At 61.0% G+C, this 14,583-nt stretch carries 16 protein-coding genes; 6 read left to right on the forward strand and 10 right to left on the reverse strand.

What is annotated here, in order from left to right:
- Positions 1 to 114: 114 nt before the first annotated feature.
- From A11A3_RS06805 to A11A3_RS06815, 3 genes are read right to left on the reverse strand one after another with little or no spacing between them, the layout of a single operon-like run.
- Positions 115 to 1,638 (reverse strand): flavin-containing monooxygenase, encoded by a 1,524-nt coding sequence (locus A11A3_RS06805; RefSeq protein ID WP_008928537.1) that lies wholly within the window; start codon positions 1,636 to 1,638, stop codon positions 115 to 117.
- A 42-nt stretch (positions 1,639 to 1,680) separates the two neighbouring features.
- Positions 1,681 to 2,517 carry an SDR family NAD(P)-dependent oxidoreductase gene (locus A11A3_RS06810; protein WP_008928538.1) on the reverse strand — a complete coding sequence of 279 codons (837 nt, stop codon included), beginning with the start codon at positions 2,515 to 2,517 and terminating at the stop codon, positions 1,681 to 1,683.
- A 38-nt stretch (positions 2,518 to 2,555) separates the two neighbouring features.
- Complete coding sequence (locus A11A3_RS06815) at positions 2,556 to 3,485, reverse strand: metal-dependent hydrolase (RefSeq protein ID WP_008928539.1); 930 nt, start codon at positions 3,483 to 3,485, stop codon at positions 2,556 to 2,558.
- A 450-nt stretch (positions 3,486 to 3,935) separates the two neighbouring features.
- Here A11A3_RS06815 and A11A3_RS06820 point away from each other — a divergent pair, with 450 nt between their 5' ends.
- Together A11A3_RS06820 and A11A3_RS06825 are read left to right on the forward strand one after the other, a co-directional pair.
- On the forward strand, positions 3,936 to 4,913 hold the full coding sequence (locus A11A3_RS06820; RefSeq protein WP_008928540.1) for an NAD(P)H-dependent flavin oxidoreductase: 978 nt from the start codon (positions 3,936 to 3,938) through the stop codon (positions 4,911 to 4,913).
- Between the two features lie 11 nt (positions 4,914 to 4,924).
- On the forward strand, positions 4,925 to 5,923 hold the full coding sequence (locus A11A3_RS06825; RefSeq protein ID WP_008928541.1) for an MBL fold metallo-hydrolase: 999 nt from the start codon (positions 4,925 to 4,927) through the stop codon (positions 5,921 to 5,923).
- Here the strand turns inward: A11A3_RS06825 and A11A3_RS06830 are convergent.
- From A11A3_RS06830 to A11A3_RS06845, 4 genes are all read right to left on the reverse strand, one after another.
- Positions 5,906 to 6,415: a hypothetical protein gene (locus tag A11A3_RS06830; RefSeq protein WP_008928542.1), complete on the reverse strand. Its 510-nt coding sequence runs from the start codon at positions 6,413 to 6,415 to the stop codon at positions 5,906 to 5,908. The two genes, A11A3_RS06825 and A11A3_RS06830, sit on opposite strands and share 18 nt — an antisense overlap.
- A 132-nt stretch (positions 6,416 to 6,547) precedes the next feature.
- On the reverse strand, positions 6,548 to 8,047 hold the full coding sequence (locus tag A11A3_RS06835) for a flavin-containing monooxygenase (protein WP_008928543.1): 1,500 nt from the start codon (positions 8,045 to 8,047) through the stop codon (positions 6,548 to 6,550).
- Positions 8,048 to 8,296: 249 nt separating this feature from the next.
- A complete protein-coding gene (locus A11A3_RS06840; RefSeq protein ID WP_008928544.1) occupies positions 8,297 to 9,085 on the reverse strand; it encodes a PaaX family transcriptional regulator C-terminal domain-containing protein in 789 nt (262 codons plus the stop codon).
- A gap of 48 nt (positions 9,086 to 9,133) precedes the next feature.
- On the reverse strand, positions 9,134 to 9,445 hold the full coding sequence (locus A11A3_RS06845) for a hypothetical protein (protein WP_008928545.1): 312 nt from the start codon (positions 9,443 to 9,445) through the stop codon (positions 9,134 to 9,136).
- Positions 9,446 to 9,652: 207 nt separating this feature from the next.
- On the opposite strand from A11A3_RS06845, the gene A11A3_RS06850 reads away from it, so the two are divergent.
- Positions 9,653 to 9,919, forward strand: coding sequence for a hypothetical protein (locus A11A3_RS06850; RefSeq protein ID WP_157375430.1), 267 nt, complete (start codon positions 9,653 to 9,655; stop codon positions 9,917 to 9,919).
- Positions 9,920 to 9,929: 10 nt separating this feature from the next.
- On the opposite strand, the gene A11A3_RS06855 is transcribed toward A11A3_RS06850, so the two are convergent.
- The 3 genes from A11A3_RS06855 to nudE all read right to left on the reverse strand — a co-directional run bounded on the left by A11A3_RS06855 (position 9,930) and on the right by nudE (position 12,399).
- Complete coding sequence (locus tag A11A3_RS06855) at positions 9,930 to 10,811, reverse strand: alpha/beta hydrolase (RefSeq protein WP_008928547.1); 882 nt, start codon at positions 10,809 to 10,811, stop codon at positions 9,930 to 9,932.
- 153 nt (positions 10,812 to 10,964) lie between these two features.
- Positions 10,965 to 11,780 (reverse strand): 3'(2'),5'-bisphosphate nucleotidase CysQ, encoded by an 816-nt coding sequence (gene cysQ, locus A11A3_RS06860; RefSeq protein WP_008928548.1) that lies wholly within the window; start codon positions 11,778 to 11,780, stop codon positions 10,965 to 10,967.
- Positions 11,781 to 11,853: 73 nt separating this feature from the next.
- Positions 11,854 to 12,399 (reverse strand): ADP compounds hydrolase NudE, encoded by a 546-nt coding sequence (nudE, locus tag A11A3_RS06865; protein ID WP_008928549.1) that lies wholly within the window; start codon positions 12,397 to 12,399, stop codon positions 11,854 to 11,856.
- A 68-nt stretch (positions 12,400 to 12,467) separates the two neighbouring features.
- Here nudE and yrfG point away from each other — a divergent pair, with 68 nt between their 5' ends.
- The 3 genes from yrfG to hslO are packed head-to-tail and all read left to right on the forward strand — an operon-like array spanning position 12,468 to position 14,406.
- On the forward strand, positions 12,468 to 13,121 hold the full coding sequence (yrfG, locus tag A11A3_RS06870) for a GMP/IMP nucleotidase (protein WP_008928550.1): 654 nt from the start codon (positions 12,468 to 12,470) through the stop codon (positions 13,119 to 13,121).
- Positions 13,121 to 13,507: an RNA-binding S4 domain-containing protein gene (locus tag A11A3_RS06875; RefSeq protein WP_008928551.1), complete on the forward strand. Its 387-nt coding sequence runs from the start codon at positions 13,121 to 13,123 to the stop codon at positions 13,505 to 13,507. The genes yrfG and A11A3_RS06875 overlap by 1 nt, the downstream gene beginning before the upstream one ends.
- Positions 13,508 to 13,548: 41 nt before the next feature.
- On the forward strand, positions 13,549 to 14,406 hold the full coding sequence (gene hslO, locus A11A3_RS06880; RefSeq protein ID WP_008928552.1) for an Hsp33 family molecular chaperone HslO: 858 nt from the start codon (positions 13,549 to 13,551) through the stop codon (positions 14,404 to 14,406).
- Positions 14,407 to 14,583 lie beyond the last annotated feature (177 nt).

Below are 14,583 nucleotides of genomic sequence, written 5' to 3' on the forward strand. Positions count from 1 at the left end.
TGAGATTGGTGTCAGATATCTGACGTCCGTCCTTGTACGTTTTCCCGCAATTGCGCGATGAACATAAAAAACGCCCGACCTTCCTGGCCGGGCGTTTTTTATGGCGCCGGATGTCTACGCTGCGGAGCGCTTCTCGCTGACGCCGTATTGCAGATCATAATCGGCCACGCGGAAGGCACTCAGGCGCTTCTTCAGGGCCGCCAGCGACCAGGGCCAGGCGGCAAAGTTGCGGCCGTTCTGGTCCAGGTAGTAGCTCTTGCAGCCACCGCTGTTGAACACCGTTCCCTTGAGATGCTTCTGCACTTTCTCATTGTGCTTGCGCAACACGTCCGGGTTGATGGTGATGCGGCTGATACCCCGGGCCTTGATCTTCTTCAGGCCATCGATGATGTAGTCCAGCTGGGCTTCGGCCAGCCCGATGAAGGAATCATAAACCAGCACGTTGGGACCCAGCACCAGGAAGGCATTGGGCACATCTTTCATGGTCGCACCCAGATAGGCTTCCGGCGAGCTGTCCTTCCACAGATCCGAGAGGCGCTCACCGTTGGCATTGATGACCTTGCGACCAATCGGCGGATGGGAGACTTCGAAACCGGTGCCCCAGATGATCACGTCCACCTCGTGGCGCTCGCCATTGGCCGCGATCACGGTGTTACCGTCCACTTCCACCAGACCATGGGGAATCAGGTTGGCGTTATCCGCCTGCAGGGCCGGGTAATAGTTGTTGGCGAACAGGATACGCTTGCAGCCCAGGGTGAAGTCCGGCGTCACGGCCTTGCGCAGGGCCCGGTCCTTGATCTGTACGCGCAACAGCTGTTTGGCCGCGGTGCTCACCGGCTTGAGTGCCGCCGGGTTACGCAGGCCGAAGTTGATCACGTTCAGGGACTGGGCCACCGCACGACGCCAGGTTTTCTGAATGATCGGCAGCTTGTCGATCAATTGCTTGCTGGTGTCACCCAGGTTCATGTCCGGCTTGGGCAACACCCAGGGGGCGGTGCGCTGGAACACGTGCAACGCTTTCACCTTGGGCTGGATTTGCGGCACAAACTGGATCGCCGAAGCACCGGTGCCAATCACCGCCACCCGCTTGCCGGTCAAGTCATAATCATGGTTCCACTTGGCGGAATGGAACATCTCGCCCTTGAAGGTATCCAGCCCCGGCAGCGCCGGAATCTGCGCCTCGGTGATCGGGCCGGTGGCAAACACCACGGTGCGTGCCAGCGTCTGACTCTTTTGCCCACCGGTCTGGGTGTCCAGCACCCACAGGTGACGCGCTTCATCCCACCTGGCCTGCTCCAGCTCGGTACCGAATTCGATCAGTTCCTGGATGCCAAAGTCCTGGCTGACCTCTTCCAGGTAGCTGAGGATCTCGGGCTGCCGGGCAAACAGGTGGCTCCACTTGCTGCTCGGCGCGAAGGAAAACGAATAAAGGGACGACGGCACATCGCAACCGCAGCCGGGATAGGTGTTTTCCCGCCAGGTGCCACCAACGCGCTGGGCTTTCTCGATAATCTTGAAATCGTGATAGCCCTCTTTCTTCATCTTGATGGCGGCGCACAAACCGGAGATACCGGCGCCGACGATGAAGGAGTCATAAATTCTGGCCTCGGTGGCCTTGCTCTTTTTTGCTGCTGCCATGAGTCAAAAACCTCTGTCTTACAGGCATGAACCCTGTCGGGCTCACTTCACGAACCGGTAGGAAAAACCGAGCAGGTCCGCGTAAAGATTGGGGGAAACGCGCTTCATCACCCAGAACAGTTTGGCGTCCACCTGGGGGGTGGTGTAGAGCTCGCCCTTGTCCAGGCGGTTCAGGGTCAGTTTGGCCACCGAGTCACTGGTGGTCATGGCGTAGTTCATCAGCGCATGATCGGCCAGTTTCGAGTAACGGTCCGGGATACGGCCATCCTTGATGATATTGGTAGGCACCAGGGTCGGGCACAGCACGTTGACCTTGATGTTGTCTCTCTTGAGTTCGGAATAAAGCGTCTCGGACAGGGCGCGCACGCCAGCCTTGGTGACGTTGTAGGCACTCATTTCCGGGGCGGCGGTATAGGACGCGGCGGAGGCCACGTTAATGATCGCGCCATGACCGAGCTTCTTGAAACCGGGCACGAAATAATGACAGCCGTGCACCACGCCCCACAGGTTCACGTCCATCACCCATTTCCAGTCTTCCAGGCTCAGTTCATGGAACTTGCCACCGATGCCCACGCCGGCATTGTTGATGACCAGGGTCGTCGGGTGCCCCATCAGTGTTTCAGCCTGCTCGGACAGCCTCTTGACTTGATCGGCTTTGCCCACATCACAGGCTACGGCATAGGCTTTGCCGCCAGCCTCTTCAATCAGAGATACGGTGTCTTCCGCGCTTTCCAGCTTCAGATCCGCACAGACCACCACACTGTTGCGCCGTGCCAGTTCCAGGGCAAAGCTGCGGCCGATACCACTACCGGCACCGGTAACCACCGCGTAGCCGTTATAGCTCGGCTTGCGGGAACGAAATTTGAGAATATTCATCATTACCTTTTACCCATCCAGGTTCAGCATTCGGGGTGCGATCAGGCACGTTTTCCCGGTACGAATTCCTTGGTCATATAAGGCGCCAGCAACCCTGTCTCCGGGTTCAGCAGCTTCTCCTTGTAATATTCCAGGTACGCGGTGGTGTCATGGTCGCTGGGGTGGAAATCCCGGCGGGTGTAATCCAGCAGATGCTTGATGGTACTGCCATACACGCCGTCTTTGGGGCCCGCCAGCAACCCGAGGCTGCGCCGCACATCATTCCAGTAACGCGGACTCAACAGGTTGCGCGGTTTACGCATGACCGGAATCAGCGATGCGGAAACCGGAATCAGGAAAATGATCGTGAAGGCCGCCAACGCGAAACCGCGCATGCGCAACCCGTAGTCACCGGACAGCTCCTGGAATACATCATAGGCAATGTCCTTGTGCTCGGATTCTTCCAGCATGTGCCACATCCACAGCGCACGCTGCTTCTCGTCCTGGGACTCATAGAAGATTTCTTCGTGCTTCATCATGTATTCCGCCAGCACCGCGGTGAAATGCTCGATACCCGCCATCAGCGAGAGCTGCATACGGTTGGACAGCTTCTTGAAGCCATGTTCGAAAACCTTGTCCGCGAGAAAACGGTAGAGGGGAACCGGAAAGCGGTGTTTGGCCAGCACATCGTTGAACTCGTTATGCATCTTGGAGTGAATGGCTTCCTGACCAATCAGGGCCGTGACAAGCCGCTTGAGTTCCGGGTCCTTGACGAACTGACGGTGGTAACGGGCGGTATCGATCACCAGATCCTCGCCAAAGGTCAGGAAGATCGACAGCGCTTCGAAGTAGGCCGATGCCAGCTCGGTATTGCGGAAAAAGGTGTCGTCCAGGTCCTTGGGATCGAACTGGAAATCCATGTGACGAATCGGCACATCCGGCTTTTGTGCTGCCGCCTTGGGCACATACTGATGGATTGTTGCTGTGGTCATTGGCATTCACCCGTTTTCAGAACAAGGCCTGGCCGGGGCGACAAAGGCAACCCCGGCACTGTTACATTGAATGGTGGCACAATAAACCGAATGCTTGTTCGGCTTCAAGTCGGAGTCATGGCCGCCATCCTGTCGCCTCTCAGGCCTGCTATGGCCCACCTCGAGCCTCCGACCTGAAAGCACAACACCAACGCAATACACTGATTCAAAAAGAAAAAACAGCAAACTCCGGCAGCCCTGCAAGCGCCAAACTCGCACCTCGCGCCGGCGCCCGGCCTCTGGAGCGGCGGTTTCTCCATTCCCTGTTCGGATATTCATCACCCGCTTGCGCGTGCCTGCCCGCCCTTGTCGCCCGGCGGCGGGGCTGACATTGGCGAGCCGGTATCGCACTATGTGGACCACGAGAATTGGCCGGCACTGACCGGCCGCAGTCACCAACGAGGATGTTCCATGGCACTACCCGCTTCCCTGCAAGGCCGCCTGCAATTGCCGGCCGTTGCCTCTCCCATGTTTATCGTGTCCAACCCGGATCTGGTCATTGCCCAGTGCAAGGCGGGTATTGTCGGGTCCTTCCCGGCGCTCAATGCGCGCCCGGCGGAGCAGCTGGAAGTGTGGCTCAAGCGCATTACCGAAGAACTGGATGCCTACAACCAGGCCAACCCGGATGCGCCCGCCGCTCCCTTCGCGGTCAATCAGATCGTGCACCGCTCCAATAACCGCCTGGAGCACGATCTGGAACTGTGCGTGAAGTACAAGGTACCGATCGTGATCACATCCCTGGGCGCGCGGGTGGACGTGAACGAGGCCATCCACAGCTACGGCGGCCTGGTCTTCCATGACATCATCAACAATTTCTTTGCCCACAAGGCCATCGAAAAAGGCGCCGATGGCCTGATCGCCGTGGCCGCGGGTGCCGGGGGCCACGCCGGCACCCTTTCGCCCTTTGCCCTGGTACAGGAAATCCGTGAATGGTTCGACGGGCCGGTGTTGCTGTCCGGCGCCATCGCCAAGGGCGATTCCATTCTCGCCGCCCAGGCCATGGGCGCGGACCTGGCCTATATCGGTTCCGCCTTTATTGCCACCGATGAGGCCAACGCCGACCAGCGCTACAAGCAGGCCATCGTCGACAGCAGCGCCGGCGACATCATTTATTCCAACCTGTTCACCGGTGTCCACGGCAACTACCTGCGCAGCTCTATCGAGGCCGCCGGCCTGGACCCGGACAACCTGCCGGAAAGCGATCCCTCGAAGATGGATTTCGGCGATGGCGCCGACCAGGGCGACACCAAGGGAGCCAAACCCTGGAAAGATATCTGGGGGAGCGGCCAGGGCATCGGCGCCATCAAGACCGTGGGCCCGGCGGCGGAGCTGATCGCCCGCTTCAAGAAGGAATACCAGGCCGCCCGTGAGCGGTTGACGCTGGGCTGAGAAGAGCCGTCATGGCAGACAGCAAGGCGGCGCCGGTCACTGCGCAACGGGTCAGTGAAGGACTATGGCGACTGGCGCTGCCGATCCGCGTGCCGCCGGGCCATATCAATAGCTGGCTGATTGAAGACGGCGACCACTGGCTGGTGGTGGACTGCGGCGTACGTCATGAAAAGATCCGTCGTATCTGGCGGGACTTCATGGCGTCACCACTCTATCGCTCCGGGATAAGCCGCATTGTGTTGACCCACGGCCACCCGGATCACAGTGGTAGCGCCGCCTGGCTGGCCCGGGAAACCGGCGCCACGGTGCTGATGGCCGAGGCTGAACAGCAGGCCATGACCAGCCTCTGGCACGAGGAGCCAGAGAGCCGTCGCCGGCGACACGAGTGGCAGACACAGTGGGGCGCCACTGACAGCCAGCGCCAGGCCAGCGACCAGCTGTATGACGGCTTTGCCATGGGCATCCCGCTGATCCACACCCGCATCAAAACCCTTCAAGCCGGCGACACACTGATGATCGGCCAGCAAGCCTGGCACCTGCATGCCGGTTACGGCCACACCCCGTGCAACCTGCTGCTGCACCAGCCGGATCGACAAATTCTGATCACCGGCGACCAGATCCTGCCGCAGATCATTACCAATGTGAGTCTGTGGTGGAAACAGGCTGCCAATCCGCTGGCCGGCTACCTGGCGTCGCTTCAGACCCTTCGCCAGCTGCCGGTGAGTCTGGCACTGCCCGCCCACGGCGAGCCCTTTGATCACTACGCCGCCCGCTGCGACGTGATCGAAGCCACCCATCAGCGGCGCCTGTCACGGTTACGGGAAAGCCTGGCCACAGGGCCGCAATCCATTGATACGCTGCTTGACACCCTGACCGGTCGTGCCGTCCATGGCCCGGGGTATCAATTGATAGCCGGGCAGGTTTTTGCCCGGCTGGTGTATCTGCAGCAACAGGGTCGAATCGTGCGCGATGGCGCCGACCCGGTGTTTCGTTTAACGCCGGGCCAGTAAGGCCCGCCCGACCAGCAGTAACAACCAGCCCAGCATGAACAGCAGCAGGGCAAATTTGAGGGTGGCAGCGGTACTGGCCAGCACATCGAAGGGATGGGCGCGCATCTCCAGCACCATGCGAATCAGCCCGTAGTTCTCCACCGCATCGGCCAGCCCCATCAGCACGGCCAGGCCGATCACCACCGGCAGCAGGCCACGTGATGCTTCGCGCCCCAGCAGACGCAACAGCGCCACGGCAATAACCGCCGGGTAAAGCAGCAGAAAAAGATAATCCAGCCCCTGCAGCACCATCAGCCCGAGCCGCTCACGCTCGCTCCAGCGGCGCAGCATGTCCTGACAGTTGTCCTGCCAGCCGCACAATTCGAAGGACACAATACCCAGCGGCGAGGTACTGTTGTGCAGCGGCGCATCCAGCACCCACAGCCCGGCCAGGGTAGGCACCATCAACCCCACCAGAACACGAAACAGATGATTCAGTAACCGCACGTCCATTAACGCCCTCCAGAGCCGCCCGGCACAAAAAAGCCGGATACCAAGAGTACCCGGCTTTTGCCGTGCTGGCTTGCTTTAGGGCCTTTTCACACTACCGAGACGGCACCTGTTGAGCCCCAGGGACAGAGGCTCTCAAGCCCCCAGCAGGGAGGCGACCAGCCCCTTCTTCTTGCCAGCCTTGCGGTTGTCGAATTCCAGCACGCCATCCTCGATACCGCCAAAACGCAGACGCGGCAGGTCATACATATAGTTCTGCACCACTTGCCAGGGCTGACGGGAGCCCTGCTTGGGCAGCTCGTCATGGGCTCGCTGGATATAACCGGACTGCATGCCCAGGAAGTTCTCATCAGTGCTGCAGTCTTCCCGGTCGCGGGGAATCACGGTGGTAGCTCCGGTCTTCTCCATGTGATTGAGCAGACGACAGACATATTCGCAGACCAGATCCGCCTTCAGGGTCCAGGACGAGTTGGTGTACCCGAAGACCAGTGCCATGTTCGGCACGTCTTTCAGCATGGCGCCTTTGTAGACCATGGTGTCATTGGGGTTCACCGGCTTGCCGTCCACCGTGCCTTGCACGCCACCCAGCATCTGGATGTTCAGGCCAGTGGCGGTAATGATGATGTCCGCCTCCAGCTCCTGGCCGGACTTGAGCAGAATGCCGTTTTCGGTAAAACGCTCGATATGGTCAGTGACCACTTTCGACTCACCCTTGCGCAGGCTCTTGAACAGATCGCCATTGGGTACCGCACACAGGCGTTCGTCCCACGGGTTATAGCTGGGACGGAAATGGGTCATGTCGAAATCGTCACCCAGCTGACGACGGGCCGCAGCCAACAGGGCGCGGCGAACCAGTTTGGGGCGCTGCTTGGACAGTTTGAACACCAGACGCTGGATGCCGATATTGCGGGCACGGGCAAAACGGTAGACCGCCATTTCCGGCAGGAAGCGGCGCATGCCTACGGAAATCGGATCGACCTCCGGCACGGTGGCCACATAGGTCGGCGAGCGCTGCAGCATGGTGACATCCGCACCGTTCTTGGCCATGGCCGGCACCAGCGTCACGGCGGTGGCACCGGAGCCGATCACCACGACCTTCTTGCCCTGATATTGCAGGTCTTCCGGCCAGTGCTGCGGATGCACGATCTGACCCTTGAAGTCTTCCTCACCGGGAAAGTCCGGGCGGAAACCCTGATCGTAGTTATAGTAGCCGGTGCAGGAGAACAGGAAATTACTGGTAAAGGTTTCCTTCTCGCCGGTCTTCTCGTTGGTGGTTTCCACGCTCCACTGGCTGTCCTCACTGGACCAGTTGGCCTTGACCACCTTGCGCCCGAAACGAATATGGCGGGTCACGTCATAGTCTTTGGCGGTATCTTCCACATACTGGCGAATGGACGGACCATCGGCCAGTACCTTGGGCTCGGTCCAGGGACGGAAGCTGTAGCCCAGCGTGAACATGTCGGAATCGGAGCGGATGCCCGGGTACTTGAACAGGTCCCAGGTGCCACCAATACGGTCGCGGCGTTCGATAATCGCATAGCTGCGGTTGGGGCTCTTGCGTGTCAGGTGGCAAGCCGCACCAATACCGGAAAGGCCGGCACCAATAATCAGTACATCAACATGGTTGTTGGACATTTTCTCTACCTCCAGCCCTCGGGCCGCCTGGTCTCAGCAGTGCAAAACATTGACATTGGTCAATGGCACAGTTCAATAGCAGACAGAATAGCCGTACTCACGGGTATGAGGAAAGGCCAAAACGGGCCGTTAATTGACCCTGGAGACAAAAGAAAATGCCGCTGCGGACCGGCCCAACGGCCCAACCGGCATGGGGCGGCGCCTGTGGCGCCGCCGCCCTGATCGGCGCGGCGGGATCATGAAGGCTGTTCAGGGTTTTTTGGCCCCTTCGTACAGGGCCTGCCAGATGCGGTGCCCCTCCCGGTCGAAACGCAGCAGGGCATCAAAGAACGTCTGCCGCAGGGCCATGTCCACCAGCGCCTCGGGCAACAGCGGGTCAAACACCGCCTGACGAATGGCCGCGTCACCAATCACGAAGGATTCCCGGGCGGCATCTTCCAGCTCCAGGTCCGCCGCCTTGGCCAGCCAGCCTTCCATTTCGTCGATGGCGCGGCGGTAACCGGCTTCCAGCTTCATGGCCCGCCACAACCCGCGCGCCTGCTGATCACGCTCGTCATCCAGGCCGCTCACTACAAACACAGGGGCGGACGTATCCAGCCCCAGCCGGTAAAGCCGCTCGCGCACCGCATCCACGCCCCCCGCCAGGTTGGCCGGGCGCAGGTACAAGTCTCTCTCGAAGGGCCGAAAGCCGCTCATCCCCAGCGCCCGCTCGCGCTGACGCAGGAGTGAGCGATCACTTCTACCCAGGCCGCCGCAATGCACGGCAAACCACGCCCCCTGCCAGGCGGTAACCCGCTCGGTAATACCCCGCCAGCGACGCAGCTCACCGACCACCTTGAGGGCCTTGTCGGTGAGCTGATAGGTGCCCCGGCTGTGGGATACGATCAGTCCTTCCGTGGCAAGCCGGGCCAGCGAAACCCGTACATTGTTTTCACTGACACCAAACAGGCGACAGGCACCAATGGCATTACGGGCGGCCAGGGCCTGACCATCGGCTGCGGACATCAGGTTAAGAATCAGGCGTTTGGGTTTTGGCATTATGCAATTATCTCTTGGCAAGGCGCGGCAGGGGCCGGCAAGTTAACCTCAATAACGGCCACGATAGCGTTCCACACAATCGCCCTTGTAGCCCTGGATCAAATAACCGATCAAATGGTATTGGGAACGATAGCGAGGATAACGCCAGAGCCGCTCGTCCTGGGCCACCCGCCGGGCATTGAATGACAGGCCCTGCTTCCTGAGCAGGTCATCGACCAGCGCCGCCTGCTGGCCGGCCCCCTTGTGCGGAGCAATAAGCGCCACACACAGACGTGTCCCCTCAATGCGGGCAAACTGATCCTGGGAATAATGAAAGTCATCCGCCCATACCGGCCCACTCACCCCTGCGATCAGAATCATCAGCCACCGGCGTGACCGTTTTGCCAGGCGTCTTCCCTGTCGCACCCTCTTCCCCTCATACAAAATGGCACAAAAGTGCCATCATTTTAACATTGACAAGTGTGACAATCATCACGGCGCGCCTGACAGCAATACCCCCATACTCATGCCTCGGCAGGATGCCTACGCGCCACCATGGACAGCCACTCCAATAATAACGATACGACCATGGCCCCCTATAACGCAGATCTCCACACCCTTCTTTTTGACCTGCCGCCACTGGCGGACTGGGTATCACTGCCACTGGGCATCGCCCTGTTCGTGATTGCCGTACTGTGGAGCGGACGGGTACGCCAGCCGCACCTGGCCAACAGTCTGTGTCTGGGCATCCTGCTGCCGGTTATCAACCTGACCCTGATTCTGGTCGGCCTGCACAGTCTGGGCAGCGAGCTGAACCTGGCCTGGATGGACCTGGTCCAGCAGTGGCCGATCTGAGGCCAGACGCTCAGAGCGTTTCCAGAAACGCCAGTTGATCCGCCAGGGACTGCGCTCGCGGCTCCCCCTGATAGATATCGAAATGCCCCACCGGATAATGCTTCACCGTTGCCTGCGCCATGGCCTCTGCCGCTTTCTGCGCCGCTGACGCCGGCGCCACCGTATCCTGATCGCAGATCAGAATCAGGGCCGGGCAGGTTACCCTGGCGGCCTGGGACACCGGCCGAAACAGCGGCAGCAGCAGCGCAACCCGGGCCGCCACCTCATTGGGCACACCTTTGGGCATCAGCGCGGTGTAGCCCTCATAGGCATCATGGCTGGACATGGCCGCCAGCTCGCCGGGGCGCCCGGCGGAGGGCAGCATTCTCGGCCCCAGCCCCAGCGCACTGCTGGCCACATCCCAGAGCCCCAGGCCGGTAAGCTTGAGAGCCTGCAACGGCCCGGCGTAACGCATCACCTCCAGCACCGACGCCATGCCATCCATCATCGGGCACTGGGCAATAATGCCAGCCACCGGTTCGCGGGCCGCCACCGCTGTCACCAGCCCGCCGCCGAAGGACGTCCCCCACAGCACGATGCGCTGGTTATCCACCTCCTGCTGTTTGCGCACACAGGCCAGGGCCGCCTGCCAGTCCGCCACTTCCCGGTTTGGCATCAGCACCTGACGGGGCATGCCTTCGCTTTCGCCAAAGTGCCGATAATCGAAAAGAAACACGGCATAGCCTGCCTGTAAAAAGGCATCACGGAACGGGTCCAGGCCGCAGGCCCGGGTCAGGCCGAAACCGTGGCCCATGACCACGGTAAGAAAGGGACCATCACCGTCCGGCAGATGCAGATCTCCCCGGCAAGCCTGGCCGTCACTGACAAATTGCAGTTCACGCATTGCGCTCATGACTGACTCCATGGTTGTTTTTTTACCGCAGAGGACACGGAGGACGCGTACGCCGACCTCCTCCTTGCCTGGCCCGGCCCTCTGCCATGCCACGCCGGAGACGGGATCACGCCCATTGCCGGCCTACGGCGGCGTCGACAATAACGCCTGTCCTTAACCGGCAATCGCCGGGGCGATGAAGCGCCACTGATCCACGCTCTCCCCCAGCACCAGAAAATGCGGGTTGAGAATATCTTCCTTGTTGTATTGCAGCGGCTCGAACGCGGTGTTGACCACCTCGCCGCCGGCGGCGGTGACCACCGCATGGGCGGCGGCCGTATCCCACTCACTGGTGGGGGCCAGACGCGGATAGATATCCGCCTTGCCTTCGGCCACCAGGCACAGTTTCAGCGAGGACCCCATGGAGGCACGCTCCACGTCACCAATCTCTTCGCGGATAAAGGCTTCCAGCCTTTCCACCGCTTCACCGCCATGGCTGCGACTGGCCACCATGATCACAGGCTCACGGCGCTGGCGACAGTGGATGGCGGTGCGCGCGCCCCCCTCTTCTTTAAAGGCACCCACACCGTCGCCACCCAGGTAGGTGACACCGGTTACCGGCACATGCACCACACCCAGCACCGGGCGATTGCCTTCAATCAGGGCGATGTTGACGGTGAACTCGCCATTGCGCTTGATGAATTCCTTGGTGCCATCCAGCGGGTCCACCAGCCAGAAACGCGGCCAGTCCCTGCGCTCGGCATAGGCAATATCGCCGGACTCCTCGGAATAAACCGGGATGTCCGCGGTCAGTGCCTGCAGACGCGCCTCAATAATGGTGTGCGCCGCCTTGTCCGCTTCGGTGATCGGCGACTTGTCGTCCTTGGTTTCCACCCCCAGATCCTCGCGCTCGTACACCTCGAGAATGGCTTTGCCTGCTTCACGGGCGATATCGGCGAGCGGGTCCAGCAGGGCATTAAAATCAGTCATCGTTGCTTTCCTGTTATTCACAATTCAATAAAGGGGGCGTGCACGGCGCGCGCTCGGGGCGCCGGCACGGGAACTATCGTCGTTCCATCAATCCTTTGACCATCAGCAGCGCGGCAATCACCCGTGCCTCGGTCACGTCATCGCGCTCGATCAGCTCGTCCAGGGCGGACAGCTTCCAGGGGATCACTTCCAGCGGTTCCGGTTCATCACCGGGCAGGCGCTCCTCGTAGAGATTTTCCGCCAGCACCACCTTGATGCGATGCCCCATGTAGCCCGGCGACAGGGTCAGCTCCTTGAGCAGGGTCAGATCACGGGCCCCGTAACCGGCTTCTTCCTTTAACTCCCGATTGGCCGCCTGGCGCCAGTCCTCACCATGCTCATAGGCACCCTTGGGCAGGGTCAGTTCATAACTTTCCGTACCGGCACCGTATTCGCGAATCAGCACCACGGTGTCGTCATCAAGCATGGGCACCATCATGACAGCGGCAATGGGCGGGGTTCGCAGGCGTTCGTAGGTGCGCTGTTCGCCGTTGGAAAAGCGCAGGTGCAGTTCCTCGATACCGAACAGTCGGCTTTTCGCCACCAGCCGGGTGTCGAGAATCTCCGGTTTCTCATCCATAATAAAGGCAACGTCCTGACGGGGCTTCACAGAGGCCCCCAAGACTAACCCGAACACGCAGGAAATTCATGATTGACTGGCACAATGTCGACACCGTACTGCTGGACATGGATGGCACCCTGCTGGATCTGCAGTTCGACAACTGGTTCTGGCAACGCCATGTGCCTGACTGCTATGCCCGCGCCAAAGGCATCGAGCAGGCCGAGGCCGACCGTATCCTCAACCACTGGATCCAGAGCCATCTGGGCACACTGAACTGGTACTGTCTGGACTTCTGGAGCCAGGAACTGGGCCTGGACATTGCCGGCCTGAAACGCGCAGCCGCCGACCGCATAGCCGTTCGACCCGGTGCCGAAACCTTTTTGCAGCGTCTGCAGGACAGCGGCAAACAGGTGATCATGGTGACCAACGCCCACCGCGATGCCCTCAGCCTGAAAATCGAGCGCACCGGCATCGACCGCTATTTTCATGAGCTGGTTTCCAGCCATGATTACGGCCACGCCAAGGAGGCCCAGGCCTTCTGGCAGCATCTGCAACGCCACCTGCCGTTTGAGCCGGCCCGGGCACTGCTGGTGGACGACTCCCTGCCGGTACTGCACAGCGCCCAGCTTTACGGCATCGGCCAGCCGGTGAGCATTCTGCACCCGGATTCCAGCCTGCCCAGGCGCGAGCACACCCGCCCGTTCCCGGCCATCGACGACTTTCTCGCGGTGCTGCCCTGATGGAAGGGGTGCGCATCGATTCATGGCTGTGGGCGGCCCGTTTTTTCAAGACCCGCACCCTGGCCAAAACCGCCATCGAGGGCGGCAAGGTGCAGATTGACGGCAACCGGGCCAAGCCCAGCAAGACGGTGCAACCCGGTCAGCGAATCACCATCACCAAGGGCACCGAGCATTTCGAGGTGGTGGTGCAGTCCCTGAGCAGCAAACGGGGGCCGGCCAGCGAGGCGCAGCAATTGTACGAGGAAACCGCCCAGAGCCAGGCCCGCCGGGAAATGAACAGTGAACAGCGCAAGCTGGCGCGGGCCGCCGCCGCAGCCCCGGACCATCGACCCAGCAAGAAGGAGCGCCGGGATATCCAGCGCTTCAAGCGCGACAACGATTTATAGCCCGGCAGCCTGCCGGGCACCGATTACTCAGGATATTTCACATGCAAGATCACAAACAGCGCTTTCTGTTTCCCGACTCCGACATTCGCGGCGAGCTGGTCAAAGTGGAAAGCAGCCTGGCCCGTGTCATCGAAGGCCACAATTATCCCCTGGCGGTGCAGGGCCTGCTGGGCGAAGCCCTGGCGGCGGTGGCACTGCTGGCCAGCACCCTCAAGTTTCAGGGCCGTCTAAGCCTGCAGGCCCAGGGCCACGGCCCGGTCTCCCTGCTACTGGCCGAGTGCAACCATGACGGAGAGCTGCGCGCCCTGGCCCGCCATGGCGAGGGGGAGGACTGGAGCCAGGGGGATGTCAAAACCCTGATCGGCGATGGCACCATGGTGATCACCATTACCCCGGACCAGGGTCGCCAGTACCAGGGCATCGTCCCGCTCACCGGTGACACCCTGGCGCAATGCCTGGAAGCCTATTTTCAGCAATCCGAGCAACTGCCCACCCGGCTATGGCTGGGCAGCGGCAACAACCGCGCCGCCGGCCTGCTGTTGCAACGCCTGCCCAACCAGTTGGCCGGCAGCGATGCCAACAGCCAGATGTGGCAGCACCTGGAAGCCCTGGCCACCACCCTGACCATGGAAGAGCTGCTGGACCTGGACGACCAGACCATCCTGCACCGTCTGTTCCACGAATCACCGCCACAGCTGCCCGACGCCCAGTCGCTGGCCTTTGGTTGCACCTGCTCCCGGGAGCGCACCCGCAATGCCCTGCTCTCTCTGGGCAGCAAAGAATTGCAGCAATTGCTCGACGAGGACGGTGAAGTCACCCTGACCTGTGATTTCTGCCGCAGCCGGCAACACTTTGATGCGGTGGACCTGAGCGAGCTGATCCGACAACTGGACGCCTGATCCACAGCGCCCGGCATTCAGGGGCAACACTGGCCGATGCGCCCAGGAGGCGTGACCGGCCGGTCCCAACCAGCATCGCCACTGCCAACGGTTTCTGTCATAATCGCGCGCCTGTGCTGGCCTCCGGGTTGCCCGGTTGCCCTTTATTTCGGTCTTGCCCTGCCGCCTGCAACGGCC

Origin of the sequence: Alcanivorax hongdengensis A-11-3 (assembly GCF_000300995.1) — a bacterium.
In the GTDB taxonomy this organism is placed as follows: Bacteria; Pseudomonadota; Gammaproteobacteria; order Pseudomonadales; family Alcanivoracaceae; genus Alcanivorax; species Alcanivorax hongdengensis.

Bases quoted from the DNA above. Each gene is read 5' to 3' on its own strand.
- A11A3_RS06850 (WP_157375430.1), top strand. From the start codon at position 9,653: ATGGCCCCCTATAACGCAGATCTCCACACCCTTCTTTTTGACCTGCCG.
- A11A3_RS06805 (WP_008928537.1), bottom strand. From the start codon at position 1,638: ATGGCAGCAGCAAAAAAGAGCAAGGCCACCGAGGCCAGAATTTATGAC.
- A11A3_RS06835 (WP_008928543.1), bottom strand. From the start codon at position 8,047: ATGTCCAACAACCATGTTGATGTACTGATTATTGGTGCCGGCCTTTCC.
- A11A3_RS06840 (WP_008928544.1), bottom strand. From the start codon at position 9,085: ATGCCAAAACCCAAACGCCTGATTCTTAACCTGATGTCCGCAGCCGAT.
- A11A3_RS06855 (WP_008928547.1), bottom strand. From the start codon at position 10,811: ATGAGCGCAATGCGTGAACTGCAATTTGTCAGTGACGGCCAGGCTTGC.
- A11A3_RS06815 (WP_008928539.1), bottom strand. From the start codon at position 3,485: ATGACCACAGCAACAATCCATCAGTATGTGCCCAAGGCGGCAGCACAA.
- hslO (WP_008928552.1), top strand. From the start codon at position 13,549: ATGCAAGATCACAAACAGCGCTTTCTGTTTCCCGACTCCGACATTCGC.
- A11A3_RS06845 (WP_008928545.1), bottom strand. From the start codon at position 9,445: ATGATTCTGATCGCAGGGGTGAGTGGGCCGGTATGGGCGGATGACTTT.
- A11A3_RS06830 (WP_008928542.1), bottom strand. From the start codon at position 6,415: ATGGACGTGCGGTTACTGAATCATCTGTTTCGTGTTCTGGTGGGGTTG.
- A11A3_RS06875 (WP_008928551.1), top strand. From the start codon at position 13,121: ATGGAAGGGGTGCGCATCGATTCATGGCTGTGGGCGGCCCGTTTTTTC.
- yrfG (WP_008928550.1), top strand. From the start codon at position 12,468: ATGATTGACTGGCACAATGTCGACACCGTACTGCTGGACATGGATGGC.
- A11A3_RS06820 (WP_008928540.1), top strand. From the start codon at position 3,936: ATGGCACTACCCGCTTCCCTGCAAGGCCGCCTGCAATTGCCGGCCGTT.
- nudE (WP_008928549.1), bottom strand. From the start codon at position 12,399: ATGGATGAGAAACCGGAGATTCTCGACACCCGGCTGGTGGCGAAAAGC.
- A11A3_RS06825 (WP_008928541.1), top strand. From the start codon at position 4,925: ATGGCAGACAGCAAGGCGGCGCCGGTCACTGCGCAACGGGTCAGTGAA.
- A11A3_RS06810 (WP_008928538.1), bottom strand. From the start codon at position 2,517: ATGATGAATATTCTCAAATTTCGTTCCCGCAAGCCGAGCTATAACGGC.
- cysQ (WP_008928548.1), bottom strand. From the start codon at position 11,780: ATGACTGATTTTAATGCCCTGCTGGACCCGCTCGCCGATATCGCCCGT.